A 21,777-nucleotide genomic window follows, 5' to 3' on the forward strand; every position below is an offset into this window, starting at 1 on the left:
CGATCTCGTTCAGTCCCACGTCGAACGGGCGATGGAGGCGTGCCCACTGACGAGCATGCAGTTCCGCCACAGTACGCAACCGGTCAAAACACTGGCGGCGCGGACATTCACGCGGTCGATGCTGCTGACGGCAAAGGACACGCCACCGGACGAGGCCTCTCGCGAAATTATCCCTTGGGTCATGGAGAACGCGGAGCAGCTCAATTGGGATGAGCAAGCGAGATATCTCGAACTCATCCGTCAGATGAACAAGATCGAATCTATGCTCTGCATCATGTCTTCGATCCAGGATTCTGCAAAATTCAAGTTCGATGCCGCTGCAGCGGCCTGGGCAATCCGTTCCTAGGGCGTGCCTCCCTTGCGCCTGAGAGGCGAGGCCGCCCGTGCTCGTTCAGCCTCGCCAAAACCAAGATCACAATTGACGGTAATTATTTATTGTTTTACGATAAAAATACAAGCCAAACGATAAAGGACTTTTCATGACGAACTCCGCCGAGAGGCTGCGCAAGCTCAGCCGCTTGATGAAACTCATGATCATTTTGTGCGGAGCGTTGTTCTGTTCGGCGGTCGTCTACACCCATTGGCAAATCTTCTTCGACCGGCAAGGCTTCGAACAGGGCGTTCGCGACATCGTCTTTCCTCGGGTTGAGATCATAACCCTGTCCTATCGCGCCATCGGGACCGTCATCTTTCTGGCCGCGCTCAACAACGCGCTCGTCATTGCCGGCCTAGCATTCGCCTGGCAGCTTTTCGAAAGCTTCCAGCGTGGAGAGATCCTCTCCAGCCGCAACGGCGTGCTGTTGCGGCGGGTGGGCCTCACCGTCCTTTTCGGTTCGCTGTGTATGACCGTCAGCAATGGGATCGGCATATTGGCCGTCACCTATGACAATCCGGGCGCCACGGGGCATGCGGTGATGTTCGACATCAACGGCGGCACGATGATCGTGCTATTGATGGCGGGCCTGGTCGTCGGACTGGGCCACGTCATGGTCATCGCGTCGGGGATCGAAGCGGAGAACAGGAGCTTCGTCTAACGCATGCCGATCGTCGTCAATCTCGATGTGATGCTGGCGAAACGCAAGGTCCGCTCACGCGACCTTGCCGAGCAGGTGGGGATCACCGAGCAGAACATCTCGCTGCTGAAATCCGGAAAAGTGAAGGGCGTGCGCTTCGACACACTGGAAAAGATCTGCGCAGCCCTCGACTGCCAGCCGGGCGATATTCTGGAATACCGCCCGGACCCAGGCTAACGATCAAAGACCGATTTCATGCTTCCACGGCGGGTTGGCGCCGGCGCGCGAGACGGTGACGGCTGCCGCCTTGGCGCCGAGCGCCAGCGCATTGCGGACGGCGGCCTCAGTGAGATCTGCAACATCTGCCTTGCTCAGGAGGCCGGCCAGCTTCAGCGATGCCAGCACGCCGGCATCGAACGTGTCGCCGGCGCCAACGGTATCGACCACCGTCACCCGCTCACCGGCAACTTCGACCTTGTGGCGCGCGGTGTAGCCGACGGCGCCATCGGCGCCCTTGGTGATCAGCACCAGCTTCGGGCCGCGTCTCAGCCATTCGGCGGCGAGAGCGTCGTGGCTGCCTTCCATGCCGAACCAGGCGAGGTCCTCGTCGGAGAACTTGATGATATCGGACATCGCCGCCATGCGGTTCATGCGGGCGAGGTGCGATTCCCTGTCCTTGATGAAGCCCGGCCGGATGTTCGGGTCGAAGGAAATCACCCGCTTCTCATGCTCGCGCGTCATCAGCGCTTCATAGGTCGAGCCGCAGGGCTCGGGGATCAGGCTGATCGCGCCAAAATGCAGCGCCTCGCAGAAGTCGCCAAGCGCCGGCAGATGCTCTGACGTGATCATGCGACCGGCAGTGTTTTCGTCGAAGAAGGCGTAGCTGGCATGGCCGTTGACCAGCTTGACGAAGGCAAGCGTCGTGTGCAGCGACAGCGTGGCGCAGGGGCCGAAATCGACATTCGCTGCCGTCAGCGTGTCGCGCAGGATATCGCCGAACATGTCGTCGGAGAGACCCGTGAAAAATCCGGTCTGGATGCCGAGGCGGCCAAGGGCGATCGCCGTGTTGAAGATCGCGCCGCCGGCATAGGGCGCAAAGGCGCTCTCGCCCGCGGTCGTGTCCCGCGGCAGCATGTCGATCAGCGCTTCTCCGCAACATACGATCATCGGCTTATCCTCCTCGACAGATTTTCAATCGATTTAAAAAATGTAGCTCAAGACGCTGCGAGGCCCCGGCAGACCGAGGCCTCGCCAAAGATTACGCCAGCGCGCTGACGCCGCCGTTGCGGCCTGACCAGGCGAGCGGCGCGTTGAGGAAGGCCTCGACTTCGCCGAGCGTCTTTTCGTCGAACAGCTTCTGCTCGCGGGCGACAGCAAGCACGTTGCGCCAGGTGGCGATCCAGTGCAGGTCGACGCCCTTGCCCTTCATCTCGCCGACCGCTTCCGGGAAGATGTCGTAGTAGAAGAGCGCAATGCCGTGGTCGACGATGCCACCGGCCGCACGAATGGCGTCGATGAACTTGAACATCGAGCCACCAGCCGTCGTCAGGTCCTCGATGACGAGAACGCGGGCGCCTTCCGGCATATGGCCTTCGATCTGGGCGTTGCGGCCGTGGCCCTTGGGCGCCTTGCGCACATAGATCATCGGCAGACCGAGACGTTCGGCAAGCATGGCGGCGAAGGGAATGCCGGCGGTTTCGCCGCCTGCAACCACGTCGAACTTCTCAAAACCGGCTTCGCGCAGGATCGATGCGGCGGCAAAATCCATCACCGCCGAGCGGATGCGCGGATAGGAAATCAGCTTGCGGCAGTCGATATAGACCGGGCTCGCCATGCCGGACGACAGCTTGTAGGGCTTGTCGGCGCTAAAATGCACCGCCTTGATCTCCCAGAGCATCTTGGCGACCAGCTCGGCCATGACGGCCTTGTCGGTGAACGCGTTGGAAAACATCAAACTCTCCTTCAATTCTCTGCAGCGCCGCGCGTCTGTTCAGACGCGCAAAGGTCGCTGTAACATCTTCAGCTGCTGCATAACTTTGCCTTTGGATCCATCCGATCCAGGGAATCATGCAGTTGCGATCAAACGACGGCCCAGTGCAGCGGGAACATCGGATCGAAAACAGTGACCGTACCGGCGCCGGTCTCGATCTTCTTCGGATAGGTTACGACCTCGGCCTGCTTGCGCAGCGTGATCGTTTCCTCGTTAACCGGCAGGCCGTACCAGGCGGGGCCGTTCAGCGAGGCGAAAGTTTCGAGCTTGTCGAGCGCGCCCTCCTCTTCGAACACATGCGCCAGGCAGCTCATGGTGTTGATCGAGGTGTAGATGCCGGCGCAGCCGCAGGCGCATTCCTTCAGCGGATCGACGTGCGGTGCGGAGTCCGTGCCGAGGAAGAAGCGCTTGTCGCCGGAGACGGCCGCCGCGCGCAGTGCGAGGCGGTGGTTCTCGCGCTTGGCAACCGGCAGGCAGTAATAGTGCGGCTTGATCCCGCCGACGAGAATGGCGTTGCGGTTGATGATCAGGTGATGGGTGGTGATCGAACCTGCAAGGTTCGCCTTCGACGCCTTGATGTAGTCGATGCCGTCCTTGGTGGTGACGTGCTCCATCGTCACCTTCAGTTCCGGCAGGCGCTTGCGCAAGGGATCGAGCACGGTCTCGATGAACACGGCCTCGCGGTCGAAGATGTCGACATCAGAGCTGGTGACTTCGCCATGCACGCAGAGCGGCAGGCCGATCTTTGCCATGCGCTCCAGCACCGGCATCGCCTCGTCGATGTTGCGCACGCCGCTGTGCGAGTTGGTCGTCGCACCTGCCGGGTAGAGCTTGACCGCCTTGACGAGACCGCTCTTGTGGCCGGCTTCGACGTCGTCGGGATTGGTGCCTGCGGTCAGGTAGAGCGTCATCAGCGGCTCGAACCGGTCCCCGGCCGGGATCGCCGAGACGATACGTTCGCGATAGGCGGAGGCGTCTGCGGTGGTGACGACAGGCGGCACCAGGTTGGGCATGATGATCGCGCGGGCGAAATGGCGGCTGGTATCGGCGATAACACCCTTCAGCATGTCGCCGTCGCGCAAATGAAGGTGCCAATCATCCGGGCGGCGGATAACGAGGTCTTGCATGGTCAGCGTTCTCCTAGGTCAGAGCAGGCGCAGACGGAAAACCGCAGCCCCGGGCTCGCGCCCGATCCGCGCGCGCGGCTTTGCGAGCCGGCGGGTGCGCGGGTGGCGGGCGGTTTCTCATGTGGTGGAACCGCGTCTCGATATCACCAATGCGCCCGCAAACACAATCCGCAATCCGGCCATCGCTCAGAAATCCGCAAGCACCAGATCGGCAGCCCGCTGATGCTCGACCACCCGATGCGCGTTCGGGATGTCGTTACCGAGAGCCTTGCGCTTTGCCGCCTCCTCGTCATAGCCGTGATCGTACCAGCGTTTTAGAAGCCGCCGCTCCAGTTCCTCGACGCCGGGATTGATGAAGATCGAGAAATCGAAGGCGCCTTCGAGCCCCGACCAAGGCGCCTCGTCGAGCAGCAGGTAATTGCCCTCCACCAGGATGATGCGGGTCTCGGGCGCAACGATCCGGGCCGAGGCGATCGCGATCTCGCGCGAGCGGTCGAAGACCGGAACCAGCACCTCGCCGTCATTGGCGCGGACAGCGGCGACCGTCGAAAGAAAAGCCCTGACGTCGAAGGTCTCCGGCGACCCCTTCCGTGGGAGCAGACCTTTTTCCTCAAGAACGGCATTGTCCATGTGGAAGCCGTCCATCGGCAGAACCGCCGCCCTTTCGCCGCCGGCAACCAGGGTTTCGGCCAGCGCCTCGGCCAGCGTCGACTTGCCGGCACCGGGCGGCCCGGCGATGGCGACGACGAAGCGGGCGGCACCGGCCGCCCGTTTCAGGATTTCGTTGGCGACCGGCTCGACGTTCATGCCGCAAGCGCCTCGCGCGGCGGCTCCTTCGCCCCGGTCATGAAGGCAACCGCATCCGACATCGTATGCTCCTTCGGATTGATGACGCAGAGGCGCTTGCCGAGACGGTGAACGTGGATGCGGTCGGCCACCTCGAACACATGCGGCATGTTGTGCGAGATCAAGACGATCGGCAGGCCGCGCGAGCGCACGTCGAGGATCAGCTCCAGCACCCGCCGGCTTTCCTTGACGCCGAGTGCCGCCGTCGGCTCGTCCATGATCACCACCTTGGAGCCGAATGCCGCGGCCCGAGCCACGGCAACACCCTGGCGCTGGCCGCCCGAGAGCGTTTCCACCGCCTGGTTGATGTTCTGGATCGTCATCAGCCCGAGCTCGGACAGTTTCGCCCGCGCCCGCTTTTCCATTTCCGCGCGATCGAGAGTGCGGAAGAGCTTGCCCATGATGCCAGGTTTGCGGATTTCGCGGCCGAGGAACATGTTGTCGGCGATCGACAGCGCCGGCGACAGCGCCAGGTTCTGATAGACCGTTTCGATGCCGGCCGTTCGCGCTTCCATCGGCGAACGGAAGTTGATCAGTTGGCCCTCAAGCCGGATCTCGCCCTCATCCGGCGTGATGGCGCCGGAGATCGCCTTGATCATCGAGGACTTGCCGGCACCGTTGTCGCCGATCACGGCGAGGATCTCGCCGGGATAGAGATCGAAATCGGCATGATCGAGGGCGGTGACGCGACCGTAACGCTTGACCAGGCCGCGCGCGGTGAGAATGGGTTCCTGAGCCATCAGCCTGCTACCTTTCTGATCCATTGGTCGATTGCGACGGCGGTGATGATCAGCACGCCGGTGAGGAAGACCTTCCATTGCGGGTCGGCGCCCAGCATGTTGAGACCCATGGAGACGACACCGACGATCATCGCGCCGATCAGTGTGCCGAGGATCGACCCGCGGCCACCGAAGAGCGAGATGCCGCCGATCACGGCTGCGGTGATGGCCTGGAGGTTGTAGTCGGTGACCGCAGCGGACGGCGAGATCGAGCCGTTGCGGCCGATCGAGACCCAGGCGGCAAGCGCCGCGATCAGGCCGGCCAGCGTATAGGCGCTCAGGAGCACGCGGCTGGTGCGGATACCCGAGAGCTTCGCCGCTTCCGGATCGTCGCCAACGGCATAGAGGTGGCGGCCCCAGGCGGTGTGGTTCAGCGCGTACCAGAGGCCCAAGACCAGCACGACCATCATCACCACGCCGAGCGTGAAGACGGCGGAGCCCACCTTGAAGCTGACGCCGAAGAGGTGGAGCATCTGGGTGACGGCCGTCACGTCGGCCTCGCGGATCGTCGCGTTGGCCGAATAGATGAAGTTCGTCGACATGATCACGTACCAGGTGCCGAGCGTCACGATGAACGGCGGCAGCTTTACCCTGGAAACGAGGAAACCGTTGAGGAAGCCGCAGGCGCCGCCGACGAGGAAGCCGATGGCGATGGCGATCGGTGCGGGAAGTCCGTAGGTCACGGCGCAATTGCCCATGATGACGGCTGAAAGCACCATGATCACGCCGATCGAAAGGTCGATGCCGGCGGTCAGGATCACCAGCGTCTGCGCCGCGCCGAGGATACCGACGATGGCGATCTGCTGGAGGATGAGGGTCAGGGTATAGGACGAGAAGAACTTACCCCCGATGGCGATGCCGAAAATCAGGATCGCAGCGACCAGCACGATGAACGGCACGGCGGCCGGCGTCGAATGCAGGAAATGCTGGATCTTCTGGACCGCTGTCTTGTCATGCGTGTCGAACGACGCGACCTGCGTCGAACTGTTGACCAGGACTTTTTCGAATTCCTGGGATGGCTGCGCGGCTGTGTTGGGCTCGCCCATGGACCTTCCTCCCGTGAACCCCGCTCCCAAGGGGTTGCGATGCTGCTTGGTGCACAGCCCGCCCGCCTTCGGGCGGGCATCAGCACTCCTACATGAGGCTGCGCGGTTTTCTTCGCCTTGTCAAAGACATCGGCGCTTATGCGAAGGGCGGCCGGGGCCGCCCTTCGGTGACTAGCTCATATGTTCGAAGCGAGGTGGCGATCAGCCCCAGCACTTCTCCGTGCCGACCTTGGTATCGATCGATTCGACGCCGGCTGCCGGCTTGTCGGTGACCAGCGAAACGCCGGTGTCGAAGAAGTCCTTGCCTTCGGTCGGCTTCGGCTTCTCGCCGGTGTCGGCGAACTTCTTGATCGCCTCGATGCCCAGCGCCGCCATCATCAGCGGGTACTGCTGCGAGGTTGCGCCGATGACACCTTCGGCGACCGACTTGACGCCCGGGCAACCGCCGTCGACCGAAACGATCAGCACGTCTTTTTCCTTGCCGACGGCCTTCAGCGCCTGATAAGCGCCGACGGCGGCCGGCTCGTTGATGGTGTGGATGACGTTGATATCGGGATCCTTCTGCAGAAGGTTCTCCATCGCCTTGCGGCCGCCTTCCTCGTTGCCGTTGGTGACGTCGTGGCCGACGATGCGCGGATCGTCCTCGTCGCCGATCTTGTTCGGATCTTTCGTGTCGATGCCGAAGCCCATCATGAAGCCCTGGTCGCGCAAAACGTCGACTGTCGGCTGCGACGGCGTCAGGTCGAGGAAGCCGATCTTGGCGGTCTTGGCACCATCACCCATGGTGGCGGCGGCCCATTGGCCGATCAGCTTGCCGGCGAGCAGGTTGTCGGTAGCAAAGGTCGCATCGGCGGCGGTTGCCGGATCGAGCGGCGTGTCGAGCGCGATCACGAGCAGACCGGCTTCCTGCGCCTTCTTGACCTGATCGACGATCGCCTTGGTGTCGGAGGCGGCGATCAGGATGCCTTTGGCACCGTCTGCAATGCAGGATTCGACCGCAGCCACCTGGCTGTCATGGTCGCCGTCGATCTTGCCGGCATAGGACTTCAGCGTCACGCCGAGTTCCTTGGCCTTGGCAGTCGCGCCCTCTTTCATCTTGACGAAAAAGGGGTTGGTGTCGGTCTTGGTAATCAGGCAGGCGCCGACATCGGCGGCTTGCGCGGGCATGGCGAAGACAACGCCAAGCGACAGCGCGCCAAAAGCAGCGGAAAGAACAGTCTTCTTCATGAAATCCTCCCAAGGATTGAAAATCGTGCCGGCGGACCGGCCCTGGCTACACCACCGCAGCATTCTCCTCCGCTGCAACTGGCGCTTCCGAGACAAAAACAAACACTAAATTTCCGGGGTGTCAATAAATAAATCAAATTGAATTATTATTTCGATGTGGCATTCTTGGGATGACAGCGGTCCACCGGAGGATTGGCGCGCCGATCAAATTGACAGAGCCGCGACAAGTGGAAACAAGAGACCTGCGCCAAGCGGGCAGCAGAACGGGATGGGGAATGCCCCATGCGGTTTCCGCCTGCATCCTGCGCACATGATCCAATGCCAACGGGAGGAGACGGTGGCATGTCACTGACAGACGGCCCCGACAGGGGACCGACGCAGCCTGAAGTCATCGACCCGAGTGGCGGCGCCAACCAGACGCGTGTGCGCGCCTATAACGAGCGGCTGGTCATGTCGCTTGTCCGGCGCCACGGCGGCCTCTCCAAGGCCGACATCGCCCGGCGCTCCGGCCTGTCGGCGCAGACTGTTTCGGTGATCATGCGGGCGCTCGAAAGCGACGGCCTTCTGGTCAAGGGCGATCCCGTCAGAGGCAAGGTCGGGCAGCCCTCGACGCCGATGCGGCTCAATCCGGACGCGGTCTATTCCTTCGGCGTCAAGATCGGCCGACGCAGCGCCGATCTGGTGTTGATGGATTTCGTCGGCACCATCCGCCTGCATCTGCACCATGTGCACCCCTATCCGCTGCCCGGCGATCTCGTCGATTTCATCATTTCGGGCATGGCGAAGCTCGAGCAGCAGCTGAACCCCGACCAGCGCAAGCGCATTGCCGGCATCGGCATCGCCACGCCCTTCGAACTCTGGAACTGGGCGGAGGAAGTGGGCGCGCCGCGAGAAGAGATGAACAAGTGGCGCGACGTCGACCTGCAGGCGGCGGTCGCAGCCCGCACCACCTATCCTGTTTTCCTGCAGAACGACGGCACCAGCGCCTGCGGCGCAGAACTCGCCTTCGGCGTCGGCGCCAGCTATCCGGATTTCGTCTATTTCTACATCGGCTCGTTCATCGGTGGCGGCGTCGTGCTGAACTCCGCGCTCTTTTCCGGACGCACCGGCACGGCCGGCGCCGTCGGCCCGCTGCCGGTCTCGGGCAAGGACGGCAAGACCATTCAGCTCCTCAAGATCGCCTCGGTCTTCGTGCTCGAGAACCTCCTGCGCGAGCGCGGCATCGATCCGCGACCGCTTTGGTATTCGGCCGACGACTGGATCGATTTCGGCGAGCCGCTCGACATCTGGATCGACGATTGCGGCGCAGCTCTTGCCCAGGCCGTCGTCTCCGCCGTCTCGATCGTCGATTTCTCCGCCGTCGTCATCGACGGCGGCTTTCCGCCCTGGGTGCGGGCGCGGCTGCTTTCCGCCACGCGCAAGGCGCTCTACCACCTCGACCTTCAGGGCGTGACCATTCCCGAACTGGTGGAAGGCATGGTTGGCAGCCACGCGCGCGCCATCGGCGGCGCGAGCCTGCCGCTCTTTTCCCGCTACCTGCTCGACACCAATGTCCTCTTCAAGGAGCTCGGCTGATGCTGAAAGGCCTAAACCCGATCCTCAGTCCCGAACTGCTCGCAACGCTGCGGGCGATGGGCCATGGCGACGAGATCGCGCTGGTGGATGGCAACTATCCCGGCCAGGAACATGCGCGCCGGCTCGTGCGGCTCGACGGGCATGGGCTGATCCCGGTGCTCGACGCCATCTTGAGCGTCTTGCCGATCGACGATTTCGTGGCCGACGCGATCTTCCGGGCAACGGTCAAACAGGACAAGGACGCGCTCGATCCGGTCCACCAGGAGATCATCGCGTGCTGCGGCAGGCACGAGCCGAACCGCCGCGTCGTTCCCCTGCTCGGCGCCGATTTCTATCCGCGCGTTCGAGCCGCCCATACGGTCGTGCAGACCAGCGAGCCTCGACTTTACGGAAACGTCATCCTGCGCAAGGGCGTGATCTATCCCTAGAGCATGTCGCGCAAAGGTGCGCAGCGGTTTTGTGATGACGACATGCGAAAATCAAAGACCGAATGCGCCGAGAACGCGATGAGGAAAAGTGTGCGCGGTTTTCCGCACGCACCCACTCCGACCCTGTTCAAACGCAAAAAAGCCCGCCGATGGACGGCGGGCTTTTGTTATTGCGGTGAGACCAAGCCTCAGGCGCCGCGCTTGTCGACCGACAGCGCGCCGGGGCCGAAAGCACCGAGCACCAGGAAGCCGCCGGCGATCGCAACGTTCTTCATCATCATCAGGCCGTTGAAGACGGTGAGCAGGCCATTGGCTTCCGGCGGGAAGTTCGGAACATTGATCGCGCCGCTGTGGAAGGCAAAGGCGGTGACCAAGCTGAAGGCGGCGAGCAGATAGGCAGCAATCTTCGTCTGGAAGCCGACGAGGACGGCGAGACCGGCAACAAGCTCGAAGAGACCTGCGAGGTAGGCAAGCACGGTCGGAGCCGGCCAGCCGGCGCCGGTGATCATCTGGGCAGTGCCCGAGGGATCCATCAGCTTGCTGAAACCGGACATGATGAACATGATAGAAAGCAGGATGCGTCCGACGAGGACGGCAACATTCTGAGGCATGGAAGGCTCCTGTGAGAAACGGTTGTTGACAACAGAAGTATCAGCATTCTCAAAATCATCTAGCCGCTCCGCAAGCGACAGATCGTTCACAAAAATGAAACGCCTACGACCCATCGTCAACCTTCTACCGACCGGTTCTCGACGCAAAACTGCAAGGCAATGCGGGACCACAACGACGGCGCGCCGTTCTTTTCTGTTGCAAGGACGCAGCGGCTGAGCAAAGAATTTCGGCGCGGCTGGGGAACGCCGCGCGGGGGCATGACATGAACGAAATCAACCGGAGCCCGACATTCTGGCGCTCGTTTCCGATTTTTGAAGAATTCGACAAGAGCACGATTGCCGAGCTTGCGGATATCGCAACCTACCGGAAGTGGCCGGCCGGCACCGTGATCTTCCAGCGCGGCGATGAAGGCAATTACATGATTGTCGTCATCTCTGGGCGCATCAAGCTGTCGCTGATCACGCCGCAGGGACGCGAGCTCATGCTGCGCCAGCACGAAGCGGGCGCGATCTTCGGCGAGATGGCCGTGCTCGACGGCCAGACCCGTTCGGCCGATGCGACGACCATGACCGCGTCCGAAGGCTATGTGATCGGCAAAAAGGCCTTTCTCGATATCGTCACCAATCGCCCGGAAGCGGCCGAAGCAGTGATCCGCTTTCTCTGTGCCCAGCTTCGCGACACGACCGAGCGGCTGGAAACTATCGCGCTTTACGACCTCAACGCCCGGGTGGCGCGCTTCTTCCTCGCGACGCTCCGGCAGATCCACGGCAACGAATTGCCGGAAAGCGCCAATCTGAGGCTGACCATGAGCCAGACGGATATCGCCGGCGTGCTCGGCGCCAGCCGGCCAAAGGTGAACCGCGCCATCCAATGGCTGGAGGAAAGCGGCGCGATCAAGCGCAACGAAGGCATCATCGCCTGCAAGGTCGGCCGCCTGCAGAGCATTGCTGACCCCGAGGAGGACTAGTCCGTATGGTCGCTGAGCAGCGCCGGCGTTTGCGTTTCACGCCGCTTGCCGGCGGTTGCCTCACGAGCCTGCTTGCGGCCATAGCGCTCTATCTCTACGCCGGACCTCTGTTCGAAACCCAGCGCGAGTTGTTCTTCGACAGTCTGACGCAATGGGTTCCGGCACCCCAGTCCCCTGATATCATCGTCGTCGACATCGACAGGCAGGCCCACCAGTCGCGCCCGTCGGGCGAATGGGACCGGGCAGCGACCGCCGAGCTTCTGTCGCAGCTCGCGACCGCGGGCGCCAAGGTGATTGCGGTCGACTTCGTCTTCAGCGCCGATTGTAACTCGACCTCCGACGGCAACCCGGCGCTTGCTGCAGCACTTTCGAAGACCGCCGTCGTGCTTGGTTTCCTCGTTGCCGATACGGTGCAGGAGCGGCCGCGTCCCGTGCCGCCGCTGGCGCTCAGCCGTCCCTTCACCGCACCCGAACTGTGGTTTCTCGACGGCGCCGAAACCTCGTGCCCGGCCTTCATGGATCAGGCAAGTGCGGCGGCGGCCTCGTTTCTCGTCGGCGACGAGGATGCGCGCATACGCCGGGTTCAGGCCTATGCCATCCTCGGCAACGACGCCTATCCGACGCTGGCGATCGAAGCGACCCGGCAGATGCGGGGCGGTGGCACGCCCATCCTCGGCGGCCAGCCGGCCTGGGTGCGCATCGACGGGCAAACGATCTTGCTCGACGACACCGGAAGCCTGCGTTTCGTGGCAAGCCCGCAGGAGCGGCTGAGCGAACGCACGGTTTCGGCGGCCGACGTCCTGTCCGGCAAGGCTTCGGCGGAACGCTTCGCCGGCAAGCTCGTGCTGATCGGAAGCAGCCTGCCAAACCTCGGGGGCCTCAGGCCGAGCGCTTCGATGCCGCTCGAACCCTCGGTGCAGATCCACGCCGACATCGCCAATGCGATCCTGACCGGCTTCCTGCCGCAGCGCGACGGCCGACTGCCGCTGGCGGAAGCCGTGGCAGCACTTGTCGCCGGCCTCGGCGTCGCCTTCGCCGCCACCCGCCTGCGCCCGCTGACATCGGCAGCGCTCGGCCTTGGCGCTGTCGCCACCGCCGTGACGGCCGCCGCCGTCATCTACGATGGCAGCGGCTGGCTCATCGACGCCGTCAGCATTTCGATCGCGCTTATTGCCGTCCTTGCGGTGACCAGCGTGCTGCAATTTGCCGAGGTTCGGCGCGCGGAAGCGACGGCCCGGCAGAAGTTTTCGCAATATCTGCCGCAGTCGGTTGTCGCCCGCTACATCGACAATCCCGGACTTGCCCGCATGGCAGGCGAGGAGCGTCAGGTGACCGCGCTCTTTACCGACATCGAGAGCTTTTCCACCCTGTCGCAGAGGCTGAAGCCGCGCGAGCTCATCGCCCTGCTCGACATCTATTTCGCCGAAGTCAACGCGCTGGTGGCCGACCATGGCGGCATGGTCGACAAGGTGGTGGGCGATGCGGTGCACGCGTTCTTCAACGCCCCGGAGGACCTGGCCGATCATGTCGACAGGGCGATCGATTGCGCCAAGGCGATCCACGCGCTGACGGAAGAGATGCGCAGGCGTCCGCAGTTCGCCGCCAACGCTTTCGGCCGGACGCGGATCGGCATCGAGACCGGGCCGGCCGTCGTCGGCGAGGTCGGCGCCGGCGGCAAGCTCGACTACACCGCCCACGGCGACGCGATCAATCTGGCAGCGCGCCTGCAGGAGGCAAACAAGTTTCTCGGCACGGCGATCTGTGTCGGGCCTGCTGCCGCTCAGGAAAGCAAACGGCCGCTTCGCCCGCTCGGCAGCCACGAGATCCGCGGGTTCTCCATGATGGAACTGTTCACGGTCGCCGACTGACGCGGCGCGCCGGATAATCTCGATCCGGCGTCAGTTCAACGCGTCAAGCCGACACTCGCATAGGCTTCCTTGATGCGCGCCTCGCCCCAGTTGACGGGCTCGCTCGGGGCGTCGCCGCGATGATGAAACTCCACCCCCTGCCCGGCAGCGACGATCTTGGTGACGCCGCCGCGCGCGACCGAAACGCTTCCATGTTCGACGAAGACGGCAAAGGCTGCCCGGCTCGGACCACAGAAGAATTTGGTGCCGCGCACGCCGATCATGCCGAAGGCGGTGCGCACAGCCACGTCGACCTTCGGCAGCCCCTCAGGCCGGTCGAAGACCATGCGACCCGTTCCAAGCTCGAGCGTGCCGCCCTGCCCGGCAATGAAACTGTCGACGAGCAGTTCGGTTTCGGCGCCCAGAAGCACGCGCGTATCCGTGCCGAGGTTCAAGGTTGCAAAACTCTCGGCGTTCGTGTGCACGCGGTCGTTCTCGAAAAGCTGGCCGCCGACGGCGAGCGGCTTGTCCTTTTTCGCCTGCCTTAGCCGGACATCGCCGCGGATCTCCGTTGCTTCGCCAAGGGCCGAGTCTGCCCAGGCGGGCGCAGCACCGCGGCCGACTGCCGTCAGCAACAGGCCGCCGACGACGACGCGCCGGCTCACCAGCAACTTGCGCATCGACGCTGCCAGATCATCCATTTGCATCTCTCCCGTTTTGCGCGCTGCCGCCATCCGAGGATAGTCCCGGCGCTGCCGGATGCAAGCGGGCGCGAGGCCGGGCCCGCGGCAGTCCCTCGCCACTTCGCCAGAGCTTTCGTTGCCGGGCTGTTCCCGCCGGAACAGCCGCCTCCAACGGACAGCGATAAGTTCACCGTCAAGAGAAGGGAGAGTTTCATGGAAAATCGCAGCGCATCCGGCAGCCGCATCATCAACGCCGTATTCCTGGCCGTCGTCAGCCTGCTGGCGGTTGCTGCGATCGCACTTCCTTCAGCCCGCGCCGCCGAGCTTTCCGCAGCCGATGTCTGCGACCGCGAGGCAGGCAGCATCTTCGACCTGCAGCGCAATATGGCCTTCCCGGCCGTTGCCACCGAGGACATCAAGATCGGCGTGGCGCTGTCGGCCTGCCGCGAGGCCTATAACCAGAAGAGTGGCGCCCGCACCGAGTTTCAGCTGGCCCGCGTTCTCGACAAGGCCGGCCAGAAGATCCAGTCGCAGCGCATCCTCGGCGAAGCCGCCGAGCATGGCCATGCGCTCGCCATGACCAACTATGCCGTCCTCGTCGGCGAAGGCGGCGACATCGCAACAGAATTCGCGCTGAACCAGAAGGCGGCCGCCGCCGGCAACATTCTCGCCGCCTACAATCTCGGCGTCTCCTATCGCGACGGCATGGGAACCTCGGTCAACGGCGAACTGGCGATCGCATGGTTCGAGCGGGCATCGCTCGCTGGCGACGACGTCGCCGCCTTCAATCTCGCGGTCATCCTGGATGAAGGAAAGCTGGTCGCCGAGGACAACGCGAAGGCCGCGAAGTTCTACCGGCTGGCCGCAGACCGCGGCAATGTCGATGCCATGGTCAATCTCGGCTTGATGCTCGAGAACGGCGAAGGCATCAACAAGGACATCCCCGCGGCACGGGAAATCTTCCGCAAGGCGGCCAATGAAGGCGATGCGTTTGCCGGCCAGAAGCTCGCCGAACTCAGCGTCAGGGACGGATTTGAGACAGCCATGCTGCCCAAGGCCAGCCGCGTCAAGTAATCGAACACGCCTCCCAAGGGCCACGCGGGTCGGAGATCCCATGATCTTCGGCCCGCGTTTTCGTTTGGAACAGCCCCTAAGAGCCGACTAGCGGATTTCGCCTGCCTGCGGCCCCCAGGTATCGGTCAGCGCGAAGCCTTCGGCCAGCGGATCGAACGGATCGAGCGCCACCTGGTGCAGGCCGAAGGTCCAGCCTCGGCCGGCGATCGTCGGGATGATCGCCTCGCGGCCGGCAACCGTCGTCACACCTTCGAGGCCGACTTCGAACTCCGAACCGATGATCGAGCGTGACTTCAGGACATCGCCGACCTTGACCTTGCCGCGCGCATGCAGCGTCGCGAGGTTGGCCGAGCTGCCCGTGCCGCAGGGCGAACGGTCGACGCGACCCGGCCACATGGTGGTGCAGGTGCGGATCGTGCCGTCGGCCTCGACATCGCGGAACATGACGTAGGCGACGCCCTTGATCTCAGGGATTTCCGGATGGACGACCGGGATGGTGCGGTTGACGATGTCTTTGAGGATCATACCGGCTTCGACGATCTCGCGGGCGTTCGCCTTGTCGATCGTCGTGCCGATCTGGCCGACATCGACCAGGGCGTAGAAGATGCCGCCATAGCAGAGGTCGAGCTTGATCTTGCCCCACTTCGGCGTATCGACCTCGACGTCGAGCTCATGCACGAAGGACGGCACCATGGTCAGCTTCACCTTCTCACAGCGCCCATCGCGGCAGGTGGCGGTTGCCTTGACGAGGCCGGAGGCGGTGTCGAGCATGACGACGGTCTCGGGTTCCTTCATCTCGATGATGCCGGATTCCAAGAGCGCGGTCGTGACGCAGATCGAGTTCGAGCCGGACATGGCGTGCGCCTGGTCGGCTTGCAGGATGATGAAGCCGGCGTCGGCTTCCGGCCGCTTCGGCGGCACCAGCAAGTTGACCGAGCCGATCGAGCCGGAACGCGGCTCCAGGCACAGGAACCGGCGCAGGCTGTCGTCGACCGTATTGATGTGGTTGAGCTGCTCGGCGATCGAGTTGCCCGGGATCTTCGGCACGCCGCCGATCGCGACCTTGCCGATTTCGCCCTCGCAATGAACGTCCAGCAACTGGATCGTGCGCTTCCACCGCATGCCGTTTCTCCAACGCGTTTGCCATCGCCTCAACGGCGATCATGACTGATATATCAGATGCGCCTGCATTACCGCTTTCCGCGGGCGCCCGCAAGAAAAACCGCGAGCCGCTGTTCGTCTGTCGAGCCCAAAGATGCGGCTTGACGCAAGTGCGCCCGCACGACAGCTTGGGCCAATCGGACGCAACCCTCTGGAACTCCATGACAAAGCTGATCATCTTCACCGACCTGCACATGGTGCCCGAGGGCACGACGATCATCGGCCTCGATCCGTATCAGCGGCTGGCCAACGGCATTGCCCATGTCAACCGCTATCATGCGGATGCGGACCGGGTGGTCTTCATGGGCGATCTCACCCACCATGCAGACCATGCGTCCTACCAGCGCCTGAAGCGGCTGATCGATCAGCTGACGCCGCCGGTCGCCATCACCATCGGCAATCACGACCGGCGCGAGGTGTTCCGCGAGGTCTTTGCCGCTGCAGAGACCGACGAGAACGGCTTCGTGCAGCAGGCTATCGATTTTGCCGACTGCCGTATCCTCCTGCTCGATACGCTGTTTGCCCCGCCCTATGATTATCCGACCAGCCATGCGGGTGTGCTTTGCGCCAAGCGGCTCGCCTGGCTCGACAGGCAACTGGCCGATGCCGGCGACCGGCCGGTGCTCATCTTCATGCACCATCCGCCGCACAGGACGGGCTTTAGCGGCATGGACATGATCCGGCTCGCCAACGAGACGGAGTTCTACGACCTCGTCAAACTGCACGGCAATGTGCGGCACATCTTCGCCGGCCATGTGCACCGGACGATCAGCGGCTCCTGCCGCGGCATTCCGTTCTCGGTCTTCAAGAGCCCCGTACACCAGCAGCCGATGCCCTTCGATGCACCCGACGCCTCGCTGTCGGTCGACGAGCCGGCCGCCTATGGCATCGCCGTCGTGACCGACGATGGCGTGCTGGTGCATACGGAGGACTACGAGATCGCCCGCCGAGATGCCGCCATCGCGTAAGGGCCATTTCAGACCGCGGACCTTCATGCTAGTTTGAGGCTATGACCAAACCCGTATCCCTCGACGAAAGCTTCGATTGCCAGAGTTGCGGCGCCTGCTGCGCCTATTCGGCCGACTGGCCGCGTTTCTCGCTGGAGACGGACGAGGAGCTCGACCTGATCCCAGCGGAATATGTGTCCGCCGACCTCGGCGGCATGCGCTGCGAGGACGATCGCTGCTTGGCGCTCAGCGGCAAGCTCGGCGACCATGTCGGCTGCAAGATCTACGCGATCCGGCCGATCGTCTGTCGCACCTGCATGCCCGGCGACGACGAGTGCCTGATGGCCCGCGAGAAGCACTTCGGCAAGGCCGCATAACACCGGATCATCCGGTGATTTTGCGAACATTCCGCATCCTCTGCGGCTCCGCACGCACCGGACGGTGAAACATTCCGCGAAAGATCAAATTTGCCGGATGGATGTACGGCGAAAGGAAGCGTATTTTCCGGCCACGATCGGGCGCGCGCTGCGCCCTTCAAACCGCTTCCCGGAGGATAGCGCTCGATGAGCCAGACACCGCTTCACAAGACCACTGCAGAGACCGGCGCGCCTCAGGCTCCCTTTGCCGAGTTCGCCCCACCGGTTCGACCGCAGAGCACGCTGCGCCAGGCGATCACCGCCGCCTACCGCCGGCCGGAAACGGAAGCACTGCCGGCACTGGTCGAAGCTGCAACGCTCGACGCGGCCACCCGTTCCGCCGCCGCCAAGACCGCCCGCAAGCTGATCGAGGCGCTGCGCGCCAAGCACAAGGGCTCGGGCGTCGAAGGACTGGTGCAGGAATATTCGCTGTCGAGCCAGGAAGGCGTGGCGCTGATGTGCCTGGCCGAAGCGCTGCTGCGCATCCCGGACACGGCAACCCGTGACGCGCTGATCCGCGACAAGATCGCCGACGGCGACTGGAAGTCGCATATCGGCGGCGGCCGCTCGCTGTTCGTCAACGCCGCCACCTGGGGTCTCGTCGTTACCGGCAAGCTGACCTCGACCGTCAACGACCGCAGCCTTTCCGCCGCCCTCACCCGCCTGATCGCCCGTTGCGGCGAGCCGGTCATCCGCCGCGGCGTCGACATGGCGATGCGCATGATGGGCGAACAGTTCGTCACCGGCGAGACCATCGACGAGGCGCTGCGCCGGTCGCGCGCGCTCGAACAGAAGGGCTTCCGCTACTCCTACGACATGCTCGGCGAAGCGGCGACCACGGCTGCCGATGCAGAGCGCTACTATCGCGACTACGAGCAGGCGATCCACGCCATCGGCAAGGCATCGGCCGGCCGCGGCATCTATGAAGGCCCGGGCATCTCGATCAAGCTTTCGGCCCTTCACCCGCGCTATGCCCGTTCGCAGGCCTCGCGCGTCATGGAAGAGCTGCTGCCGAAGGTGAAGGCGCTTGCCGTCATCGCCAAGAAGTATGACATCGGCCTCAACATCGACGCGGAGGAAGCCGACCGTCTCGAACTTTCGCTCGACCTGCTCGAAGAGCTGTGCCTCGACAAGGACCTCGCCGGCTGGGCCGGCATGGGCTTTGTCGTCCAGGCCTACGGCAAGCGCTGCCCCTACGTGCTCGACTTCATCATCGACCTTGCCCGCCGCGCCGAGCGCCGCGTCATGGTCCGCCTCGTCAAGGGCGCCTATTGGGATGCCGAGATCAAGCGCGCCCAGCTCGACGGCCTGGAAGATTTCCCGGTCTACACGCGCAAGATCTACACCGACGTTTCCTACATCGCCTGCGCCAAGAAGCTGCTGGCCGCGACCGACGTGATCTTCCCGCAGTTTGCCACTCACAACGCCCAGTCGCTCGCGACCATCTACGAAATGGCCGGCAAGGACTTCAAGGTCGGCAAGTACGAGTTCCAGTGCCTGCACGGCATGGGCGAGCCGCTCTATGACGAAGTCGTCGGCAAGGGCAATCTCGACCGTCCCTGCCGCATCTATGCGCCTGTCGGTACGCACGAGACCCTGCTTGCCTATCTCGTTCGTCGCCTGCTCGAAAACGGTGCGAACTCCTCCTTCGTCAACCGCATCGCCGACCCGAAGGTGTCGGTCGACGAACTGATCGCCGATCCGGTCGAGATCGTCCGCGCCATGCCGGTCGTCGGCGCGCCGCACGACCAGATCGCGCTGCCCGACAACCTCTTCGGTGACACGCGCCGCAATTCCGCCGGCCTCGACCTTTCGAACGAAGCGGGCCTGACCTCGCTGACCGCAGCGCTGCAGGCAAGCGCGATGATCGACTGGAAGGCCGTGCCGCTGCTGGCAACCGGCCCCGCCTCCGGCGAAACCCGCGCCGTCGTCAACCCCGGCGATCACCGTGACGTGGTCGGCTCGGTCACCGAGGCTTCGGAAGCCGACGCCCGCCAGGCAGCGAGCCTTGCCGCCAAGGCAGCCGCAAGCTGGGCTGCCGTTTCGCCGGCCGAGCGCGCCGCCTGCCTCATGCGCGCTGCCGACCTGATGCAGGCGCGCATGCCGACCCTGCTCGGCCTGATCTCGCGCGAAGCCGGCAAGTCGCTGCCGAACGCAATCGCCGAAGTGCGCGAGGCGATCGACTTCCTGCGCTATTACGCCGAACAGACGCGCCGCACGCTCGGCCCGGCCCACAAGGCGCTTGGTCCGATCGTCTGCATCAGCCCGTGGAACTTCCCGCTGGCGATCTTCGCCGGCCAGATTGCCGCAGCGCTGGTTGCCGGCAACCCGGTGCTGGCAAAGCCTGCCGAGGAAACGCCGCTGATCGCCGCCGAAGGCGTGCGCATCCTGCACGAGGCCGGCATCCCGGCCGACGCGCTGCAACTGCTGCCCGGTGACGGCCGCATCGGCGCGGCCCTAGTTGCCGCCCCCGAGATCGCCGGCGTGATGTTCACCGGCTCGACCGAAGTCGCCCGCCTGATCCAGGCGCAGCTTGCCGACCGGCTGTCGCCGGCCGGCCGGCCGATCCCGCTGATTGCCGAGACCGGCGGCCAGAACGCCATGATCGTCGACAGCTCGGCGCTTGCCGAACAGGTCGTCGGCGACGTCATCGCCTCGGCCTTCGACAGCGCCGGCCAGCGCTGCTCGGCGCTGCGCGTTCTCTGCCTGCAGGAAGACGTGGCCGACCGCACGCTTTCGATGCTGAAGGGCGCGCTGCACGAGCTGAAGATCGGCCGCACCGACCGGCTCTCGGTCGACGTCGGCCCCGTCATCACCGCGGAAGCCAAGGGCATCATCGAAAAGCACATCGAGACGATGCGCGGCCTCGGCCGCAAGGTCGAACAGATCGGCCCTGCCTCCGGCACCGAACAGGGCACCTTCGTGCCGCCGACGATCATCGAGCTCGACAAGCTCTCGGACCTCAAGCGCGAAGTCTTCGGTCCGGTGCTGCATGTCATTCGCTACCGCCGCGACGATCTCGACCGGCTGATCGACGACATCAACGCCACCGGCTACGGCCTGACCTTCGGCCTGCACACGCGCCTCGACGAGACCATCGCTCACGTCACCTCGCGGGTGAAGGCGGGCAACCTCTACGTCAACCGCAACGTCATCGGCGCCGTCGTCGGCGTTCAGCCGTTCGGCGGGCGCGGACTCTCGGGCACCGGCCCGAAGGCCGGCGGCCCGCTCTATCTCGGCCGCCTCGTCGCCACCGCCCCGGTTCCGCCGCAGCACAGCTCGGTTCACACCGATCCGGCGCTGCTCGACTTTGCCAAGTGGCTCGACGGCAAGGGCGCAAAGGCCGAGGCCGAGACCGCCCGCACGGCCGGCAGCAACTCGGCCCTCGGCCTTGCCTCCGAGCTTCCGGGCCCGGTCGGCGAGCGCAACCTCTATGCGCTGCATCCGCGTGGCCGCGTGCTTCTGGTTCCGGCGACGGAAACCGGTCTCTACCGCCAGCTGGGTGCCGCCCTTGCCACCGGCAACACCGTCGTCGTCGACGCGGCCTCCGGCCTGCAGGCTTCGCTGAAGGATTTGCCGGCAAGCGTCTCCGCACGGCTTTCCTGGTCGAAGGACTGGGCGGCCGACGGTCCGTTCGCGGGCGCGCTCGTCGAAGGTGATGGCCCCCGCGTACGCGAAGTCAGCAAGGCGATTGCCGGCCTTCCCGGCCCGCTCGTTCTCGTCCAGGCGGCTTCGACCGAAGAGATCGGCAAGAACCCCGACGCCTATTGCCTGAACTGGCTGCTCGAGGAGGTCTCGACCTCGATCAACACGGCCGCTGCCGGCGGCAATGCCAGCCTGATGGCGATCGGCTGATCGACATCGGTCACGCTACAAGAATGCCTCTCCCGAACGCGGGAGAGGCAATGAAGGAACAGGGGCATCATCCGGCGGTGACGGCCGTCCCCTCTCCACCTCATCCCCTGTGCCCCATCACAGGGATCCAGCCGCGCCGCGTCGGCGGCGCGAAAGAATGCCTCAACAGAAATGAGTCTTCCCA

General features: G+C 64.1%; 21 protein-coding genes and 1 pseudogene. 12 read left to right on the plus strand and 10 right to left on the minus strand.

The annotated features are described in order from the left end of the window. Positions 1-55 precede the first annotated feature (55 nt). The 3 genes from JVX98_RS19970 (at position 56) to JVX98_RS19980 (ending at position 1,250) form a co-directional block, all read left to right on the plus strand. Entirely contained in the window at positions 56-346 is a 291-nt protein-coding gene (locus JVX98_RS19970; RefSeq protein ID WP_205237185.1) for a hypothetical protein, read from the plus strand. A gap of 133 nt (positions 347-479) precedes the next feature. Continuing rightward, the gene (locus JVX98_RS19975; protein ID WP_205237186.1) at positions 480-1,034 is read left to right on the plus strand and encodes a DUF2975 domain-containing protein; all 555 of its coding nucleotides are present in this window, start codon (positions 480-482) and stop codon (positions 1,032-1,034) included. 3 nt (positions 1,035-1,037) lie between these two features. Then, on the plus strand, positions 1,038-1,250 hold the full coding sequence (locus JVX98_RS19980; RefSeq protein WP_192447965.1) for a helix-turn-helix transcriptional regulator: 213 nt from the start codon (positions 1,038-1,040) through the stop codon (positions 1,248-1,250). Positions 1,251-1,253: 3 nt separating this feature from the next. Here the strand turns inward: JVX98_RS19980 and JVX98_RS19985 are convergent, their stop codons facing one another. The 7 genes from JVX98_RS19985 to JVX98_RS20015 all read right to left on the minus strand — a co-directional run bounded on the left by JVX98_RS19985 (position 1,254) and on the right by JVX98_RS20015 (position 8,028). Then, positions 1,254-2,180: a carbohydrate kinase gene (locus JVX98_RS19985; protein ID WP_205237187.1), complete on the minus strand. Its 927-nt coding sequence runs from the start codon at positions 2,178-2,180 to the stop codon at positions 1,254-1,256. A 91-nt stretch (positions 2,181-2,271) separates the two neighbouring features. Next, entirely contained in the window at positions 2,272-2,964 is a 693-nt protein-coding gene (locus JVX98_RS19990; RefSeq protein ID WP_043618867.1) for an orotate phosphoribosyltransferase, read from the minus strand. Between the two features lie 128 nt (positions 2,965-3,092). Beyond that, the gene (gene pyrC, locus JVX98_RS19995; protein WP_205237188.1) at positions 3,093-4,130 is read right to left on the minus strand and encodes a dihydroorotase; all 1,038 of its coding nucleotides are present in this window, start codon (positions 4,128-4,130) and stop codon (positions 3,093-3,095) included. A gap of 186 nt (positions 4,131-4,316) precedes the next feature. Then, the gene (locus tag JVX98_RS20000) at positions 4,317-4,937 is read right to left on the minus strand and encodes a nucleoside triphosphate hydrolase (RefSeq protein WP_205237189.1); all 621 of its coding nucleotides are present in this window, start codon (positions 4,935-4,937) and stop codon (positions 4,317-4,319) included. After that, the gene (locus JVX98_RS20005; RefSeq protein WP_034797240.1) at positions 4,934-5,716 is read right to left on the minus strand and encodes an ATP-binding cassette domain-containing protein; all 783 of its coding nucleotides are present in this window, start codon (positions 5,714-5,716) and stop codon (positions 4,934-4,936) included. Before JVX98_RS20005 ends, JVX98_RS20000 begins: the two co-directional genes overlap by 4 nt. Beyond that, positions 5,716-6,801 carry an ABC transporter permease gene (locus JVX98_RS20010; RefSeq protein ID WP_192447969.1) on the minus strand — a complete coding sequence of 362 codons (1,086 nt, stop codon included), beginning with the start codon at positions 6,799-6,801 and terminating at the stop codon, positions 5,716-5,718. The genes JVX98_RS20005 and JVX98_RS20010 overlap by 1 nt, the downstream gene beginning before the upstream one ends. 201 nt (positions 6,802-7,002) lie before the next feature. After that, the gene (locus tag JVX98_RS20015; RefSeq protein ID WP_034797243.1) at positions 7,003-8,028 is read right to left on the minus strand and encodes a sugar ABC transporter substrate-binding protein; all 1,026 of its coding nucleotides are present in this window, start codon (positions 8,026-8,028) and stop codon (positions 7,003-7,005) included. Between the two features lie 342 nt (positions 8,029-8,370). Between JVX98_RS20015 and JVX98_RS20020 the strand changes: the two genes are divergently transcribed. Next, positions 8,371-9,603 (plus strand): ROK family transcriptional regulator, encoded by a 1,233-nt coding sequence (locus tag JVX98_RS20020; protein ID WP_205237190.1) that lies wholly within the window; start codon positions 8,371-8,373, stop codon positions 9,601-9,603. Continuing rightward, complete coding sequence (locus tag JVX98_RS20025) at positions 9,603-10,031, plus strand: RbsD/FucU family protein (protein ID WP_192447971.1); 429 nt, start codon at positions 9,603-9,605, stop codon at positions 10,029-10,031. The genes JVX98_RS20020 and JVX98_RS20025 overlap by 1 nt, the downstream gene beginning before the upstream one ends. Before the next feature lie 188 nt (positions 10,032-10,219). Here JVX98_RS20025 and JVX98_RS20030 read toward each other — a convergent pair whose 3' ends face one another. Further along, positions 10,220-10,642, minus strand: a complete 423-nt coding sequence (locus JVX98_RS20030; protein WP_043618888.1) for a DoxX family protein — start codon at positions 10,640-10,642, stop codon at positions 10,220-10,222. A gap of 263 nt (positions 10,643-10,905) precedes the next feature. On the opposite strand from JVX98_RS20030, the gene JVX98_RS20035 reads away from it, so the two are divergent. Both JVX98_RS20035 and JVX98_RS20040 read left to right on the plus strand, forming a co-directional pair. Beyond that, a complete protein-coding gene (locus tag JVX98_RS20035; protein ID WP_043618891.1) occupies positions 10,906-11,610 on the plus strand; it encodes a Crp/Fnr family transcriptional regulator in 705 nt (234 codons plus the stop codon). Between the two features lie 5 nt (positions 11,611-11,615). Beyond that, positions 11,616-13,478: a CHASE2 domain-containing protein gene (locus tag JVX98_RS20040; protein WP_205237191.1), complete on the plus strand. Its 1,863-nt coding sequence runs from the start codon at positions 11,616-11,618 to the stop codon at positions 13,476-13,478. A gap of 35 nt (positions 13,479-13,513) precedes the next feature. Here JVX98_RS20040 and JVX98_RS20045 read toward each other — a convergent pair whose 3' ends face one another. Further along, the gene (locus tag JVX98_RS20045) at positions 13,514-14,137 is read right to left on the minus strand and encodes a FecR domain-containing protein (protein ID WP_205239488.1); all 624 of its coding nucleotides are present in this window, start codon (positions 14,135-14,137) and stop codon (positions 13,514-13,516) included. 216 nt (positions 14,138-14,353) lie between these two features. Here JVX98_RS20045 and JVX98_RS32715 point away from each other — a divergent pair. Together JVX98_RS32715 and JVX98_RS32720 are read left to right on the plus strand one after the other, a co-directional pair. Further along, positions 14,354-14,899, plus strand: a pseudogene (locus JVX98_RS32715) (sel1 repeat family protein); the annotation flags it as partial. Beyond that, a complete protein-coding gene (locus tag JVX98_RS32720) occupies positions 14,876-15,214 on the plus strand; it encodes a tetratricopeptide repeat protein (RefSeq protein ID WP_371826572.1) in 339 nt (112 codons plus the stop codon). The pseudogene JVX98_RS32715 and the gene JVX98_RS32720, both read left to right, overlap by 24 nt. A gap of 87 nt (positions 15,215-15,301) precedes the next feature. Here JVX98_RS32720 and JVX98_RS20055 read toward each other — a convergent pair whose 3' ends face one another. Then, positions 15,302-16,336 carry a proline racemase family protein gene (locus JVX98_RS20055; RefSeq protein WP_205237193.1) on the minus strand — a complete coding sequence of 345 codons (1,035 nt, stop codon included), beginning with the start codon at positions 16,334-16,336 and terminating at the stop codon, positions 15,302-15,304. A 200-nt stretch (positions 16,337-16,536) separates the two neighbouring features. Here JVX98_RS20055 and JVX98_RS20060 point away from each other — a divergent pair, with 200 nt between their 5' ends. The 3 genes from JVX98_RS20060 (at position 16,537) to putA (ending at position 21,593) form a co-directional block, all read left to right on the plus strand. Next, the gene (locus JVX98_RS20060; protein ID WP_205237194.1) at positions 16,537-17,343 is read left to right on the plus strand and encodes a phosphodiesterase; all 807 of its coding nucleotides are present in this window, start codon (positions 16,537-16,539) and stop codon (positions 17,341-17,343) included. 41 nt (positions 17,344-17,384) lie between these two features. After that, on the plus strand, positions 17,385-17,699 hold the full coding sequence (locus JVX98_RS20065; RefSeq protein ID WP_205237195.1) for a YkgJ family cysteine cluster protein: 315 nt from the start codon (positions 17,385-17,387) through the stop codon (positions 17,697-17,699). A 186-nt stretch (positions 17,700-17,885) separates the two neighbouring features. After that, positions 17,886-21,593 carry a trifunctional transcriptional regulator/proline dehydrogenase/L-glutamate gamma-semialdehyde dehydrogenase gene (gene putA, locus JVX98_RS20070; protein WP_205237196.1) on the plus strand — a complete coding sequence of 1,236 codons (3,708 nt, stop codon included), beginning with the start codon at positions 17,886-17,888 and terminating at the stop codon, positions 21,591-21,593. Positions 21,594-21,777: the final 184 nt, after the last annotated feature.

This window comes from Ensifer sp. PDNC004, assembly GCF_016919405.1.
Lineage (GTDB): Bacteria > Pseudomonadota > Alphaproteobacteria > Rhizobiales > Rhizobiaceae > Ensifer.